The 14,544-nt window shown below is 54.0% G+C and carries 12 protein-coding genes; 5 read left to right on the top strand and 7 right to left on the bottom strand.

All coding sequences use genetic code 11. From position 1 onward, the window contains the following. Positions 1–85: 85 nt before the first annotated feature. Complete coding sequence (manA, locus tag F3J37_RS01790) at positions 86–1,261, bottom strand: mannose-6-phosphate isomerase (protein ID WP_166931362.1); 1,176 nt, start codon at positions 1,259–1,261, stop codon at positions 86–88. Positions 1,262–1,457: 196 nt separating this feature from the next. Here manA and fumC point away from each other — a divergent pair, with 196 nt between their 5' ends. Then, a complete protein-coding gene (gene fumC / locus F3J37_RS01785) occupies positions 1,458–2,855 on the top strand; it encodes a class II fumarate hydratase (RefSeq protein ID WP_034827360.1) in 1,398 nt (465 codons plus the stop codon). Between the two features lie 72 nt (positions 2,856–2,927). Here fumC and tus read toward each other — a convergent pair whose 3' ends face one another. Further along, the gene (gene tus, locus F3J37_RS01780; protein ID WP_166931359.1) at positions 2,928–3,854 is read right to left on the bottom strand and encodes a DNA replication terminus site-binding protein; all 927 of its coding nucleotides are present in this window, start codon (positions 3,852–3,854) and stop codon (positions 2,928–2,930) included. Between the two features lie 155 nt (positions 3,855–4,009). Between tus and F3J37_RS01775 the strand changes: the two genes are divergently transcribed. Then, positions 4,010–5,209, top strand: a complete 1,200-nt coding sequence (locus tag F3J37_RS01775; protein ID WP_166931357.1) for an MFS transporter — start codon at positions 4,010–4,012, stop codon at positions 5,207–5,209. A gap of 159 nt (positions 5,210–5,368) precedes the next feature. Further along, complete coding sequence (locus F3J37_RS01770) at positions 5,369–5,854, top strand: RrF2 family transcriptional regulator (protein ID WP_034827354.1); 486 nt, start codon at positions 5,369–5,371, stop codon at positions 5,852–5,854. Between the two features lie 45 nt (positions 5,855–5,899). Here the strand turns inward: F3J37_RS01770 and F3J37_RS01765 are convergent, their stop codons facing one another. Genes F3J37_RS01765 through F3J37_RS01755 form a run of 3 tightly spaced genes read right to left on the bottom strand, consistent with a single transcriptional unit; the run spans position 5,900 to position 7,574 of the window. Next, positions 5,900–6,154: a pentapeptide MXKDX repeat protein gene (locus F3J37_RS01765; protein ID WP_160867222.1), complete on the bottom strand. Its 255-nt coding sequence runs from the start codon at positions 6,152–6,154 to the stop codon at positions 5,900–5,902. Between the two features lie 29 nt (positions 6,155–6,183). Further along, positions 6,184–6,966 carry a molybdopterin-dependent oxidoreductase gene (locus F3J37_RS01760; protein WP_166932009.1) on the bottom strand — a complete coding sequence of 261 codons (783 nt, stop codon included), beginning with the start codon at positions 6,964–6,966 and terminating at the stop codon, positions 6,184–6,186. A gap of 8 nt (positions 6,967–6,974) precedes the next feature. Next, positions 6,975–7,574, bottom strand: a complete 600-nt coding sequence (locus F3J37_RS01755) for a cytochrome b/b6 domain-containing protein (protein ID WP_240154047.1) — start codon at positions 7,572–7,574, stop codon at positions 6,975–6,977. 152 nt (positions 7,575–7,726) lie between these two features. Here F3J37_RS01755 and F3J37_RS01750 point away from each other — a divergent pair, with 152 nt between their 5' ends. Further along, a complete protein-coding gene (locus tag F3J37_RS01750) occupies positions 7,727–8,446 on the top strand; it encodes a response regulator transcription factor (RefSeq protein ID WP_240154046.1) in 720 nt (239 codons plus the stop codon). Then, positions 8,443–9,885 (top strand): sensor histidine kinase, encoded by a 1,443-nt coding sequence (locus F3J37_RS01745; RefSeq protein ID WP_166931353.1) that lies wholly within the window; start codon positions 8,443–8,445, stop codon positions 9,883–9,885. The genes F3J37_RS01750 and F3J37_RS01745 overlap by 4 nt, the downstream gene beginning before the upstream one ends. A gap of 45 nt (positions 9,886–9,930) precedes the next feature. Here the strand turns inward: F3J37_RS01745 and oqxB are convergent, their stop codons facing one another. Beyond that, entirely contained in the window at positions 9,931–13,083 is a 3,153-nt protein-coding gene (gene oqxB / locus F3J37_RS01740) for a multidrug efflux RND transporter permease subunit OqxB (protein ID WP_166931351.1), read from the bottom strand. Positions 13,084–13,101: 18 nt separating this feature from the next. Then, complete coding sequence (locus F3J37_RS01735; RefSeq protein ID WP_166931347.1) at positions 13,102–14,256, bottom strand: efflux RND transporter periplasmic adaptor subunit; 1,155 nt, start codon at positions 14,254–14,256, stop codon at positions 13,102–13,104. Positions 14,257–14,544 lie beyond the last annotated feature (288 nt).

Raw genomic sequence — 14,544 nt, 5'->3', positions numbered from 1 at the left:
GGGCGGCGGTGAAGAAAAACGCCCGCAGGCGTTTTAAAGTAATAGTTTGAAAGAATAGCAGTTAATGCTGGTATCGTCAGCCGGATCAGCTGAGCGCGTTATAAACCCGCGCCAGGCGTCCTGTACCTGCGGCATTAACCGGGGATTCATTGGCGGCAACGAAGCATGATTCACCGGGGTTCAACAGCAGTTGCTCACCTGACTTCTCAATCACCGCCTGACCTTCGATACAGAACAGCAGCGCCGCACTCTGTTGCGCTAACGGCTGTGGTGTGGCGGAAAGAGCGTGGATGGCAAAGGCAAAATCGTCCACCGGAATTGGGAAGTTCAGCGTGTCGCCCACTTGCTGAGGCTGCGTCAACAGCGTGGCAGCCGGTTTGGCCTCAAACTTCAGGTTCGCCATCAACTCCGGAATATCGATGAATTTCGGTGTCAGACCCGCGCGCAGAACGTTATCGGAATTCGCCATGACTTCGAGTGCCACCCCTTTTAAATAGGCATGCGGCGTCTCGGCAAACAGGAACATGGCTTCGCCAGGCTGCAGGGTGATGACGTTCAGCAACAACGGCGAGAACAAGCCGGTATCGTCCGGATAATCAGCCGCAATGCTTTTGATGGTCTGCCAGGGTTCGCCACTACGCGAGTTAAGTGCAGATTTCAGCACCGCCAACGCCAGTGATTTAGGCTCGTCTTTTAAAGACAGCAGGGTGGAGAACAGTTTGGCGAGGCTTGCCTCATCAGGTTTTTCGAGGAAGTGAGCGATCTGCGGATGGGCACCGGCCACCGGCTCAAGCAGTGAGACGATTTCGTGCATCTCGCGGAAGCCGTTCATCGCCTGGAATGGGGTCAGGGCATACACCAGTTCCGGCTTGTGATTCGCGTCTTTATAGTTGCGCTCAGCAGCGCCAATCGGAATACCGGCGGCATTCTCGCGCGCAAATCCCTCTTCGGCTGCGGCTTTGCTTGGGTGAACCTGAATCGATAAGGCCTGATCGGCACACAGCACCTTAAACAAAAACGGCAACTCACCAAAACGCTGTGCGACGGCCGCGCCTAAGGCTGCGGTTTGGTCATCATTGATGACATCGCGCAGGGAACGCGTTTCACCTTTGATCTCAACGGTTGACGGACTCTTCGGATGGGCGCCTATCCACAGCTCCGCCATCGGTAATCCTTGTGGGTTCTCAATGCCGTAAAGTTCGGTCAGCGCAGTTTTGCTGCCCCAAGCGTAATTTTGCAGCGAATTGTTCATTTTTTGCATCGTTTACCCTTAATAACCGTAAGTAAATAGGCTTATTAAAGCAGAAAGTGCCATACAAAATACATCAACAAGTGCAATAAACGCGATGGGCTCGCATAATGTTAATTTCTTGTGTGTGACAATCTTGCTCGCTCAACGGCGTCGCGGGAAGACGACCTGAGCGGAAACCTCTAATCTGAGCTAAGGAGACGTAGTCATGGCAGCGAATCGCATTGAAAAAGATTCAATGGGACCGATCGAAGTACCGGCAGATAAGTTGTGGGGGGCACAAACCCAGCGTTCGCTGGAGCATTTCCGTATCTCAACCGAGAAGATGCCCGTCGCACTGGTGCATGCTTTGGCGTTGACCAAACGCGCTGCAGCACAGGTGAACCGCGATCTCGGCCTGCTTCCGGCTGAGCGTGCAGAAGCGATTCTGAAAGCGGCTGACGAAGTGCTGGCTGATAAACACAGTGAAGAGTTTCCGCTGGCCATCTGGCAGACCGGTTCCGGTACCCAGACCAACATGAACATGAACGAAGTGCTGGCCAACCGCGCCAGTGAAATTCTCGGCGGCGAGCGTGGCATGTCGCGTTTGGTGCACCCAAACGACGACGTCAATAAGAGCCAAAGCTCCAACGATGTGTTCCCCACCGCCATGCACGTGGCCGCGGTCATCGCCGTGCGGGAGCAGCTGATTCCGCAGATTCATGTGCTGAAAAAGACCCTGAGCGAGAAGTCTGAAGCCTTTAAAGACATCGTGAAGATTGGTCGTACCCACCTGCAAGATGCCACGCCATTGACGCTGGGCCAGGAAATTTCTGGTTGGGTGGCAATGCTGGAACATAACCTCAAGCACATCGAACACAGCATTCCACACGTGGCCGAACTGGCACTGGGTGGCACCGCCGTAGGCACCGGTTTAAACACCCATCCCGAGTATGCGGTGCGCGTGGCGAAAGCGCTGGCCGATCTGACACAGCAACCGTTTGTGACTGCGCCGAATAAATTTGAAGCGCTGGCAACCTGTGATGCGCTGGTGCATGCACACGGTGCATTGAAAGGTCTGGCGGCTTCACTGATGAAGATCGCTAACGACGTGCGCTGGCTGGCATCGGGTCCGCGTTGTGGTATTGGCGAACTTGCCATTCCAGAGAACGAACCGGGTAGCTCAATCATGCCAGGTAAAGTGAACCCAACCCAGTGTGAAGCGCTGACCATGCTGTGCTGCCAGGTGATGGGTAACGATGTTGCGGTGAATATTGGTGGTGCTTCGGGCAACTTTGAGTTGAACGTGTTCCGTCCAATGGTGATCCACAACTTCCTGCAGTCCATTCGCTTGCTGGCCGACGGGATGGACAGCTTCAACCATCACTGTGCGGTAGGCATCGAACCGGTGCGCGAGCGTATCGATCAGTTGCTGAACGAGTCGCTGATGCTGGTGACGGCGCTGAATACCCATATCGGTTATGACAAAGCGGCGGAAATCGCCAAGAAAGCCCATAAAGAAGGGCTGACGCTGAAAGGCTCGGCGCTGAAGCTCGGTTATCTGACTGAAGAGCAGTTTGACGAGTGGGTACGTCCTGAAGAGATGGTTGGCAGCATGAAGCAATAATTATTGCGATAACTGAGGGGTAATGCCGCTCAGTTCAGCGATGACAGAGGCGGCCTGAGGGCCGCTTCTTCATTAAAGCTTGTCACTCCACAAGTGCAGCCGTGGGATCACCAGATGCAGCGGCTGCGCTAGCGGCTTATGACGATGCGTGACGTTATCGGCATCGTAGTCCAGCAATTCCCCTAGAATCGGTACCTGAGTTTTATCCCGACACAGCACCAGCAGCGGTGAAGGGCAGGCGAGTTGCACCTGCTTCTTATTACTGGCGCGCCAGACGCGGGCAATCGGTTGGACCTTAACCGGACGCTTGATTTTCAGTTTGGCATCGACGGGCAGTGACAAAATCATCTCCAGTTCTTGCTGCACCTTCTCGGCCCACTGTTCGCGCGTCCAGGGCGCTTGCGCACGGTTTGCCTTTAGGCTGCGTTCCAGCTGCTCGACCACGGCTTCACGGGTCAGGTTTTTAATGATGTTCTTGTTGGCCCAGCCAAAGCGCAGGCTATCCGGCCCGTGCAGCAGGGTCACGCTGCGATAGGCGTTCAGGGTGATTAAACCGCGCAAATGCTGGTGAACAAATTCAAAGCGCGCCTCACTCGGCAGCCCCGACTCCACGGTAATCAGGTGTTCCAGGCGCAGCTTAAGCGCATTGATATCGGCCACCTGCTGACTGATGTGCTCGCTGACGGCTTCATCCGCTTCTATACAGATGGCGCCAGGCAAACGCACCGCAGCCTTGGTGCTGAGTTTTTCCGACTGATGCTGCATAAACAGACGACAGTAGTGAGCCAGCGCCATGTCTCGCGCTTTCTGCCCGAGATGTTGAGTCACGGCGATACGCTCAATTTCATCATTCTCGTGGCCTTTCTCGATTTCGGGCAAGCTGAATGCGCGCGCGATCAGCAACGGCTGCTGTTCGACTTGCTGGCGCAGGCTACTTAAACCGCGCTCCAGTGCGTTGACGCACTCGTGCAAATCAGCCACTAAATCATAGCGAGACATGTTACGCTCCATAGTTACAACATACCATTTACCTTATCGTATTTGGTGCCAATCTTCCACTCTGAAACGTGATTTCGCTAAGCAGGGCACACAAACATTTTTCCAGCAGGATGAACATGTTATAACAATGCTTTGCCTGCTAACGGAAACCTGTCGTGGAGCATCACCCTAAACCTGCGGTTCCTGCCATTGTGACACTGGGAGGCGTTCAAATCCTTTCGTGGGGCGGTTCGTTTTATCTTATGGCCGTGATGGCGAATCCGATCGTCGCGGAAACCGGCTGGTCGCAGCAGTGGGTGTATGGCGCATTATCCTTAGGTATTTTGGTTTCTGGCCTGCTAGCCCCCTTAAGTGGCCGCCTGATTGCGGGCAGTTATGGCCGCGCGCTGCTGGCGTCGAGCGGGGCGGTGATGGCGCTGGGCCTGGTGATCATGGGATTCAGTCACCATCTGCTGCTGTTTCTCTTTGCCTGGCTGATTATCGGCATCGGAATGGCGATGGGTTTATATGACGCCCTGTTTGCCACCCTCGGAACGCTTTATGGTGGACAGGCTCGCGGCGCGATTACCGGCATTACCTTAATCTCCGGCTTTTGCACCACGCTGGTGTGGCCGGGGACTGCGCTGCTGATTCACTGGCTTGACTGGCGCGGCGCCTGTTTCGCCATTGCCGCGCTGTTATGCCTCACCGTGTTGCCAGCCTACTGGTATGCACTGCCTGTGCCGATTAAACCCATCGTGAAAACGGCGACAAAGCAGCATAACGCCAGTGGTGAGTTGGCACCGGCGCTATTTTGGCTGCTATGCAGCATTTTTACCCTTGCTTCAGTGATCATGACCGCTATTTCGGTGCAGTTGATTAGTCTATTACAAGCCAGCGGCCACTCATTGACCGCCGCCTTAGCCATCAGCGCGATTCTGGGTCCTTGTCAGGTTGGGTCACGTATTGTGGATATCGCGTTCAAACGGGGACATCCGATCTGGACGACGTTTTTCTCGGTAGGACTGGTGGCCATCGGATTGCTGTTGTTGACCTTGTTTCCGCAGTTCGCGCTGGTCAGTATGGTGCTATACGGTGCTGGAAACGGTTTGCGGGCGATAGTGCGGGGAACTTTACCGCTGGTGATGGTCAAACCAGAGGCCTACGCCATTGTGGTAGGGCGCATGGCGCGTCCTGCACTGATTGGTCAGGCATTAACGCCGCTGGTAGGGGGATATGTTTTTCAGCAGCTCGGGGCGAATGCCACATTGTGGCTGTTGTGCCTGTTGGCGTTAGTGAATATGGTGCTGGTGGGCGTGCTAAAGCAGAAATTGCCCGCGCCCAATCCGCAACCGCAAAAGGGAGCCGTAAACTAAGCAGCCTGTGCGCTTCTGCCTGATCAAATGATGAATACGTGCCTTGATCACAGCAGCTCGCTTCTAAAAAGCAACAGTGTTTGTTATATTTATTGCTCATTGATTACTCACTGCCGCGGCAAAAAAACAATAAGATAAACCGCAACTCAGGATACAGAAATGCTTGATTACCGCTTCCCGACAGCTTTGCAGATGGTTTTGAGCGTAGCGATGGCGGAGCAACTGGGCAAACGCTCGACCAGTGCTATTTTGGCGTATGGTCTTGAAGCGAACCCCAGTTTCATTCGGAAACTGATGGTTCCGTTAACGCGCGATGGCATCATTGTCTCTACGCTTGGCCGTACTGGTTCGATTCACCTCGGGCGTCCGGCCGCAGAGATCACGCTGCGCGATATTTATACCTCTGTGATTGAAGACAAAAAGCTCTGGGCTTCACGCCCTGATGTCGCACCGCGTTGTCTGGTGAGTGCCAACCTGTGCTGGTACTTCAAATCGATTGCTGAAGAGGCGGAAGAAGCCTCGTTGAAAGTGCTGGAGACGCGTACGGTGGCTGACGCACTGGCTGAGCTGAAAAAACACGACACCAGTAGCTGCGATGAACTGCCCGATCTCGAAATCGAAGACCTTTGTAAAAAATCCCGCTGATATCAGTAAAACAGTTACCGGGCATACGCCCGGTAACCGACACTGTTACTTAGACATCCCGTCCTTAGACATCTCATCCTTCGCCATACCGTCTTTAGCCATGCCATCTTTAGACATGCCATCTTTCTTCATGCTGTCATGTTTCTTCATCGGTTTTTTCATGTGGTCTTTTTTCATGCCGTCGTGCGACATACCGCTTTCATTCTGCATACCATCTTTAGCCATATTGTCAGCAGCATAAGCGCCAGAGAAAGCCATCAACAGTGCGCCAGCGAATACAGTTGCAATAATCTTTTTCATCTTCATTTCCTTACAGGGTTTTGGGGAGATTAACTGCCGCCAAACCAGTTATAGCCCTGGTCTTCCCAGTAGCCACCGGTAAAGCGGTTGGTGATTTCAATTGAAATAATATGTTTGGGGTTTTTGTAGCCCAGTTTGGTCGGAATCCGTAATTTCATGGGGTAACCGTACTCCGGCGGTAATATCCGGCCATCCCAACTCAGTGCTAATAAGGTTTGCGGGTGCAATGCCGTCGCCATATCAATGCTGGTGTAATAATCATCGGCACAGCGAAAGCTGACATATTTCGCTTTGGTGTCAGCCCCAATCAGTTGCAGGAAGTCGCTGAATCGAACGCCGCCCCAGCGGCCAATGGCACTCCATCCTTCTACACAAATATGGCGGGTGATTTGTTCATGCTGAGATAATTTATATAACTCAGGCAGTCGCCAGCTGCGTTTATCACGTATCAGTCCGCTCAGTTGCAACTGGTAATCATCACCGTTTACCTGCGGAATATCCTCTTCACCGTAAAAGGCATTAAACGGGAAGGGCCGCGTAATATCTTTTAGGGTATATTCTGGCGCCATTTGATAACCGCTGAATAACCATCCCTGAATACGGTCATTAAAACGTGACATGCGGCTTAAAATGTTTTCGATGTCAGGATTATTGTCGATGTCGCACCCGGTCAGCAATGCCACACCGCCCGCACTCAAGCCCATGCGCAGAAATTGACGTCGTGAATGGCCAGACATTTTTTTCGCCAGAATCGTAGTGGCGTCTTTTAACAGGGCGTCAGTTTCACTGCTGGGACGTTCAATCTTTTTCATCGTCATTTTTAGCGTCCGCGTGTCATCAATAATAACGTTTTAGGTACCAGTGCCACCATGATCAGATGGATAACAACAAAGGCACATAAAAAGGCCATGGCAAAAAAGTGAATGAAGCGAGCCGTGTCATAGCCGCCCAATACTTCTCGCAAAAACGGAAACTGCACCGACTTCCACAACACTAACCCTGAAAAGACTAATAACATGCCATCAATGACCACCAGCAAATACGCAAATTTTTGCACCATATTATATTGGCGTAAATCGTGATGGCTAAGATGTCCTTTTAATGCAGATAGGCCATCTTTTACTAATTGAGTCATACTTAAGGGCAGAAAACGTTGGCGAAAACGTCCGCTCAGGAGATTCAGCGTCAGATAGAGCACGCCATTACCGGCAAAAAGCCACATTGCCGCAAAATGCCATTGCAGTGCACCCCCCAGCCATCCTCCCAGGGTATAGCTATTGGGAAAATCAAATGAAAATAAAGGAGACGCGTTATAAATCCGCCAGCCACTGAGAATCATTAATGTCATCGCAACGGCATTGATCCAGTGAGTCAATCTCAACCACAGCGGATGAACCTTTTTATCGGGAGCACATTTCATTCTGCACCTCTGCATATTGTTATGCCGTCTGGAATGAAGAGACTTTGCGCCGATATTGATCACAGAGTCCTCACGCAGAGTTAAACAAAATGTGATAACTCCGGGGGGCAATTCTGTATAAGATTTAAAGGATGTTCATTGAGGCGGTCAACATGGCGAAGAAGATCTTAATCGTTGAAGACGATGGCAATATTGCCGAGTTGTTGCACATTCACCTGCGCGATGAAGGCTTTGATATTACGCATGCTGCAGATGGCGATACGGGTAGTCAATTACTGGAGAGCCAACGCTGGGATGCCCTGATCTTCGACATTATGCTGCCCGGCGTTGATGGGCTGGAATTGTGTCGCCGCGCGCGCAACATGCCGCACTACACGCCGATAGTGATGATCAGCGCTCGCGCCAGTGAAGTGCATCGCGTACTGGGGTTGGAACTGGGCGCTGATGACTATTTGACCAAACCCTTCTCGATGCTGGAGCTGGTGGCGCGCGTTAAAGCACTTTTCCGCCGCCAGGAAGCGATGAGCCAAAATTTACGTCAGGATGCGGGAAACCTGCGTCTTGGCAGCCTGAGTATTGATCCGGTTGCCCGAGAGGTTCGGCTGGCTCAGACGCTAATTGAGCTGACGCCTCGTGAATTCGAGTTGCTCTACCATTTTGCCCGTCATCCAGGAAAGGTCTTTTCGCGACTTAGCTTGCTGAATCTGGTGTGGGGCTACCAGCACGAAGGTTATGAGCACACGGTTAACACCCATATCAACCGATTACGCCTCAAAATTGAAACGACGCCAGCTGAGCCACGTTGGATTCTTACGGTGTGGGGACAGGGCTACAAATTCGTGGTGCCGGGTGAGGGAGATCAGGTTACATGAAACGTCTGTCACTCACTCAGCGTTTGACGCTGGTCTTTGCCCTGATGCTACTGATCAGTAGTGCGCTGATCCTGTTGATTCAGGACAACAACCGCCAGCAATACAGCGATGCCATGATGCAGAATTTATCGCGAGATCTGGCCGCTTCTATTGCCAAAAGTAGCGCATTGATGAGTGCCGGAAACACCGATGCTCCGGCACTCAAGCAGCTGTTCGGCCAGATGATGTCCTACAACCCGAGCGTTGAAGTTTACCTGCTGGATGCGCAGGGACAGATTCTGGCCAATGATGCGCCAGCCGGCCATGTCCATCGCGATCGGGTCGACGTGCGTCCACTGCAAAAGTGGCTGAATGGGGCGCCACTGCCGGTGTATGGTGACGATCCTCGTTCACCTTCCGCGCTCAAAGTGTTCAGCGCTGCGCCTATTCTGGATGGCAACAGAACGGTGGGTTATCTCTATGTGATTTTGCAGGGGGAGAATTATCAACATCTGCAGCAGGGCGTTAAAATGTCCGTGCTGCGCAGCGCCATGCTTTGGTCGGTGGTGGTTATCGTCCTGCTTGGATTGATGGCGGGTGCAGCGGCCTATTATTGGGTCACAAGACCGGTGCGACAGCTGACACAAAAGGTGACAGCGGGTGCGGATGCGCTACAACGCCTTGCCGCGCTACCTCATTCCCCGCAACAGGATGAAGTGGCGCAGTTGCAAAACGCCTTTATCGATATGGCGCAGCGTATTGATGCTCAGGTACAGACGCTGGAGCTGAAAGATCAGCAGCGTCGTGAATTTGTCGCCAACATTTCGCATGACTTGCGCACGCCGCTGATGTCGATTCAGGGTTATCTGGAGACGCTGGCAGTGAAAGCTGGCAGCTTGACCGAAGCGGAGCGCAGCCGATATTTACAGATTGCCCTGACGCAAAGTGAAAAGGTCGGCATGCTCGCGCAGCAGCTGTTTGAGTTAGCGCGGCTGGAACATGGTGTCGTCACGCCACAGTACGAACGGTTTTCGCTGCCGGATTTGGTTCAGGACGTGATACAGAAATTTGAGCTGGCGTTGGAGAAATCCCGCCTGAATTTGTCGGTTGATATCGCGTCGGGTTTGCCCATGATCGACGCGGATATGTCGATGATAGAGCGTGTTCTGACCAACCTGGTGGATAATGCCATCCGTCATACGCCGTCGGGTGGAAACATTACCCTGCGTCTGTGGCTGGAAGGGGAGAACGTGATGATGGAGCTGGAAGACAACGGCCCAGGTATCTCACCGGAAGTCAGTCAGACCCTGTTTGAACGCCCCTCAATCATCGATCCGGATCGTCGCGATAATGGAGGATTGGGGCTGGTCATCGTTCGTCGCATGCTGCAATTGCATCGCGGCGACATTGCCCTGAAACCCGCGCCGGGTGCCTGCTTCCAGCTCTTCGTCCCCTTATAAAAAAGGCGGCCATCTCTGGCCGCCGCAATTTACCCTAAAACAGATTTACACCGTCTGCACTTCCGCATCCGGCTGCTTTCGCGTCACCAGTTTACGTAACGTCACATAGAACACCGGCGTCAGGAACAGACCAAACAGCGTCACGCCCAGCATGCCCGAGAACACGGTAATCCCGGTGACACCACGCACTTCAGCACCGGCACCTTCACCCAGAATTAGCGGAACGGTACCGGCAATAAAGGCAATCGAAGTCATCACGATCGGGCGCAGACGCAGGCGGCAAGCTTCCAGCGCCGACTCGACAATTCCTTTGCCCTGCATCTCCAGCTCACGGGCGAATTCGACGATCAGAATGGCGTTCTTACACGCCAGCCCCATCAGTACCACCAGCCCGACCTGCACAAACACGTTGTTATCGCCGCCGGTGAGCCACACGCCAACCAGCGCGGACAGCATGGTGACCGGCACAATCAGGATCACCGCCAGCGGCAGCGTCCAGCTCTCATACAATGCCGCCAGCACCAGGAACGCCAGCAGTACCGCAACCGGGAAGACGATAAACGCCGTGTTGCCCTGAGTGGCTTGCTGATAGCTCAGGTCGGTCCATTCGATGTTCATGCCATTCGGCAGCACCTGGCCCGACATCGCTTCCAGCTTCTCCATTGCCTGCGCTGAAGAGAGTACGCGTGGATCGGCATCACCTATCAAGTCCGCCGCCGGATAGCCGTTATAACGAATCACCGGATCGGGGCCATAGGTGGTGGTGATGTTGACCATACTGCCGATTGGCACCATCTCGCCCTGATTGTTACGGGTACGCAGATTGGCAATATCCTGCACGCTGTTACGGAAATCCCCGTCCGCCTGCGCCATCACACGCCAGGTACGACCAAACTTATTGAAGTCGTTGACGTAAGAGGAGCCGAGATACACCTGCAAGGTACTGAACAGGTCAGTCAAAGACACGCCTTGCGCTTTGGCCTTGTCACGATCCACCTGCACATCCAGTTGCGGCACGTTGGCCTGATACGAGGAGATCGGGAACATCATGCCGGGCGTCTGCATCACCGCACCGGAAAGGGTATTAATGGCGGTTTGCAACGCACCGTAACCTAAGCCCGCACGATCCTGCACATACAGCGAGTAACCCGAACCCTGACCCAGCCCCAGAATCGGCGGTGGCATAATCGAGAAACCAAAGCCTTGCTGGATTTTGGAGATTTTCGCGTTGATTTCAGCGTTAATTTCCGCAGCCGTACGGGTACGTTCATTAAACGGCTTCAGGCCGAAGAATACGGTTCCTGTATTCGGTGTATTAGTGAACTGCAAGGCATTCAGGCCAGGGAAGGCGACCGAATAGGCCACGCCTTCGGTGTTCATGCCGATTTCGCTCATCTTGCGAATCACTTCATCGGTACGCGCCAGTGATGAACCTTCTGGCATTTTCACGCCGCCAATCAGATACAGCTTATCCTGCGTCGGAATAAAGCCGCCCGGCACGGTGTGGAACATAAAGCCCGCGCCCGCCAGCAGTATGACGTAAACGCCAAATACCGCACCGCGGCGACGCAGGGTTTTTCCGACCATTGACTCGTAGCCATCAGAACTGCGCTGGAAGAAGCGGTTAAACGGACGGAAAATCCAGCCGAGCAAACGATCAATCAGACGCGTTGGCATATCTTTCGGTGCATCATGCGACTTCAGTAGCTTGGCCGCCAGCGCCGGAGAGAGCGTCAATGAGTTAATGGCGGAGATCACCGTGGAGATGGCAATCGTCACCGCAAACTGCTTGTAGAACTGACCGGTTACACCAGACAGGAACGCCATCGGCACGAATACCGCACACAGCACTAACGCAATCGCGATAATGGGTCCCGACACTTCGCGCATCGCCTGATGCGCCGCCGCCGTCGGTGAGAGTCCCATCGCGATATTACGTTCGACGTTCTCTACCACCACAATGGCGTCATCCACCACGATACCTATCGCCAACACCAGCCCGAACAAACTGAGGGTGTTGAGCGAGAAGCCCAGCAGGTAAAGCACGCTGAACGTTCCCACCACCGAAACCGGCACGGCCAGCAACGGAATGATCGATGCACGCCAGGTTTGCAGGAACAGGATCACCACCAGTACCACCAGCACAATCGCTTCAAAGAGCGTTTGCACCACGGCACGGATCGAATCACGCACGAACACGGTTGGATCGTACGGTGCCGCCCACTGCACATCGTCCGGGAAGCGGGTGGCCAGTTCGGCCATCTTGTCACGCACAGCATTCGACAAGTCGATGGCGTTGGCGCCCGGTGCCTGGAAGATACCGATGCCGACCGCGTCCTTGTTGTTCAGCTGAGAGCGCAGGGCGTAGCTACCGGAACCCATCTCGATGCGCGCCACGTCCCGCAGGCGCACCAGCGAGCCGTCATCGGCGGTTTTCAGAATGATATTGCCGAACTGTTCTTCGCTCTCCAGACGACCCTGGGTGTTGATCGACAGCAGGAAGTCACTGGCCTTTTTGGTCGGCTCTGCGCCCAACTGACCGGCAGACACCTGCACGTTCTGCTCCTGCATGGCGCTGACCACATCAGAAGCGGTCATGCCACGTGCGGCCACCTTATTCGGATCGAGCCAGACGCGCATCGCATACTCGCCCGCCCCGAAGATCTGAATCTGACCAACGCCAGGCAGGCGCGCCAGCTCATCTTTCACCTTCAGGGTGGCGTAGTTACGCAGATAGAGTGAGTCATACTTGCCCTTCGGCGAGAACATATGCACCACCAGCGTTAGCGTCGGTGACATCTTCTGCGTGGTCAAACCGAGTTGACGCACCTCTTCCGGCAGGCGGGCTTCTGCCTGCGCCACACGGTTTTGCACCTGAACCTGTGCCTGGTCTGGATCGGTACCTGGACGGAAGGTCACGGTGGTGACCAGCACGCCATCCGAACCGGCCACTGACTTCATGTACATCATGTTTTCGACCCCGTTGATCGCTTCTTCCAGCGGTGTCGCCACCGAATCAGCAATCACTTTGGGGTTGGCGCCAGGATATTCTGCGCGCACCTGCACACTGGGTGGCACCACGTTGGGGTATTCACTGATCGGCAGCAGTGGTATGGCGATCAGTCCGGTGGTAAATATCAAAATCGACAGTACCGCCGCAAAGATCGGTCGGTCGATAAAAAAGCGGGAGAAATCCATAACAGGCAGTCTCGATTATTATTGAGCGGAGCGCATTGCCACCGGCTGAGCTTTCACCGGCATACCAGGCATGAAGACTTTCTGCAGGCCATTGACGATCACTTTGTCACCCGGCTTCAAACCGGATTGCACAATGCGCAGGCCATCAGCCAGCTCGCCAGCCTGAATATCGCGACGCTCGGCTTTACCCTGCGCATCGACCACATACACGTATTTACGATCCTGATCGGTCAGCACCGCTTTATCGTCGATCAACAGCGCGTTAAACGCGGCGCTGCCGGGTAAACGCACGCGGGCAAACAGACCTGGAGTGAACTGACGTTCATGATTATCCAGCGTGGCACGCATGCGAATGGTGCCAGTGCTGGCGGTGAGTTGGTTGTCGAGGAAATCAACGGTGCCACGATGCGGATAACCTTGCTCGCCGGTCAGCGCGATTTCCACCGGCAGCGAACCGCGATTTTGTCCCTGACGTGCCATCGCCTGATATTGGAGGTAAGTGGCTTCATCGACGTCGAAATAGACATACATGCGATCCTGCGACACCAGGGTGGTCAGCACGCTGGCACTGTCACCGGCGGTCACCAGGTTACCGGTGGTGATCATCGCGCGGCTGGCACGGCCATCAATCGGGGCAGTGACGCGGGTAAAATCGAGATTCAGCTGCGCCATATCAACGGCGGCCTGCGCGGAGAGCACATTGGCCTGCGCCTGACTTGCTGCAGAACGACGCTGTTCCCACTCTTCACGGGATACCACATTGGTGCCAATCAGTTTATCGGTGCGTGCCGACTCACTGCGCGCCAGCGATGCCTGACTGCGCGCGGTCGCGAGTTCAGCTTGTGCCTGCTCTAACGTCGCGCGATAGGTGCGGTCATCAATGGTAAATAGCACCTGACCCTTTTTCACGTCATCGCCTTCGCGATAGTTAACCTGATCGATATAGCCGGAAACGCGAGGGCGCAGTTGCACACTTTGCACCGCTTCAAAGCGACCATTGAAGCTATCCCATTGGCTGACTTTTTGTTCGACCACCTGCGCGACACTCACTTCGGGCGGCGGTGGCAGGGCGTTTTGCGCCACACCCCGATCGCAAGCGGCCAGCAGGCTTCCCAGCAACATCACTCCTGACAGGCTTACTGCCCGACGAACCCCATATGTTTGCAGATGCATTGTTGTTATTCCGCGTTGGTGTGAAAAAAGAAAGGACATGTACGAAAAATCTGCAACTTTTAAGATTGCATTAAAACGCGATGAGTGTAGGCTGCTGCAAACTGCATCTGCAAGAATATCTGATACACTTTATGTGCTGTTTTGATCAATTCGTTTCAGAGGGGGAAAGCCCCTACGGCGAGTGCGGCATTTAATGCAATAATAAAACTTGCATTAAATGTCATAGTCAGTCACCCTTAAAGTGTAATTGCAACTGATACTGATACTGTTCGTTAAGGCGACGGGAGA

The organism is Candidatus Pantoea communis, assembly GCF_011752685.1.
Lineage (GTDB): Bacteria > Pseudomonadota > Gammaproteobacteria > Enterobacterales > Enterobacteriaceae > Pantoea > Pantoea communis.
Note: the sequence above shows the minus strand (reverse complement) of the source record. Positions and strands in the feature narration are given on the sequence as shown.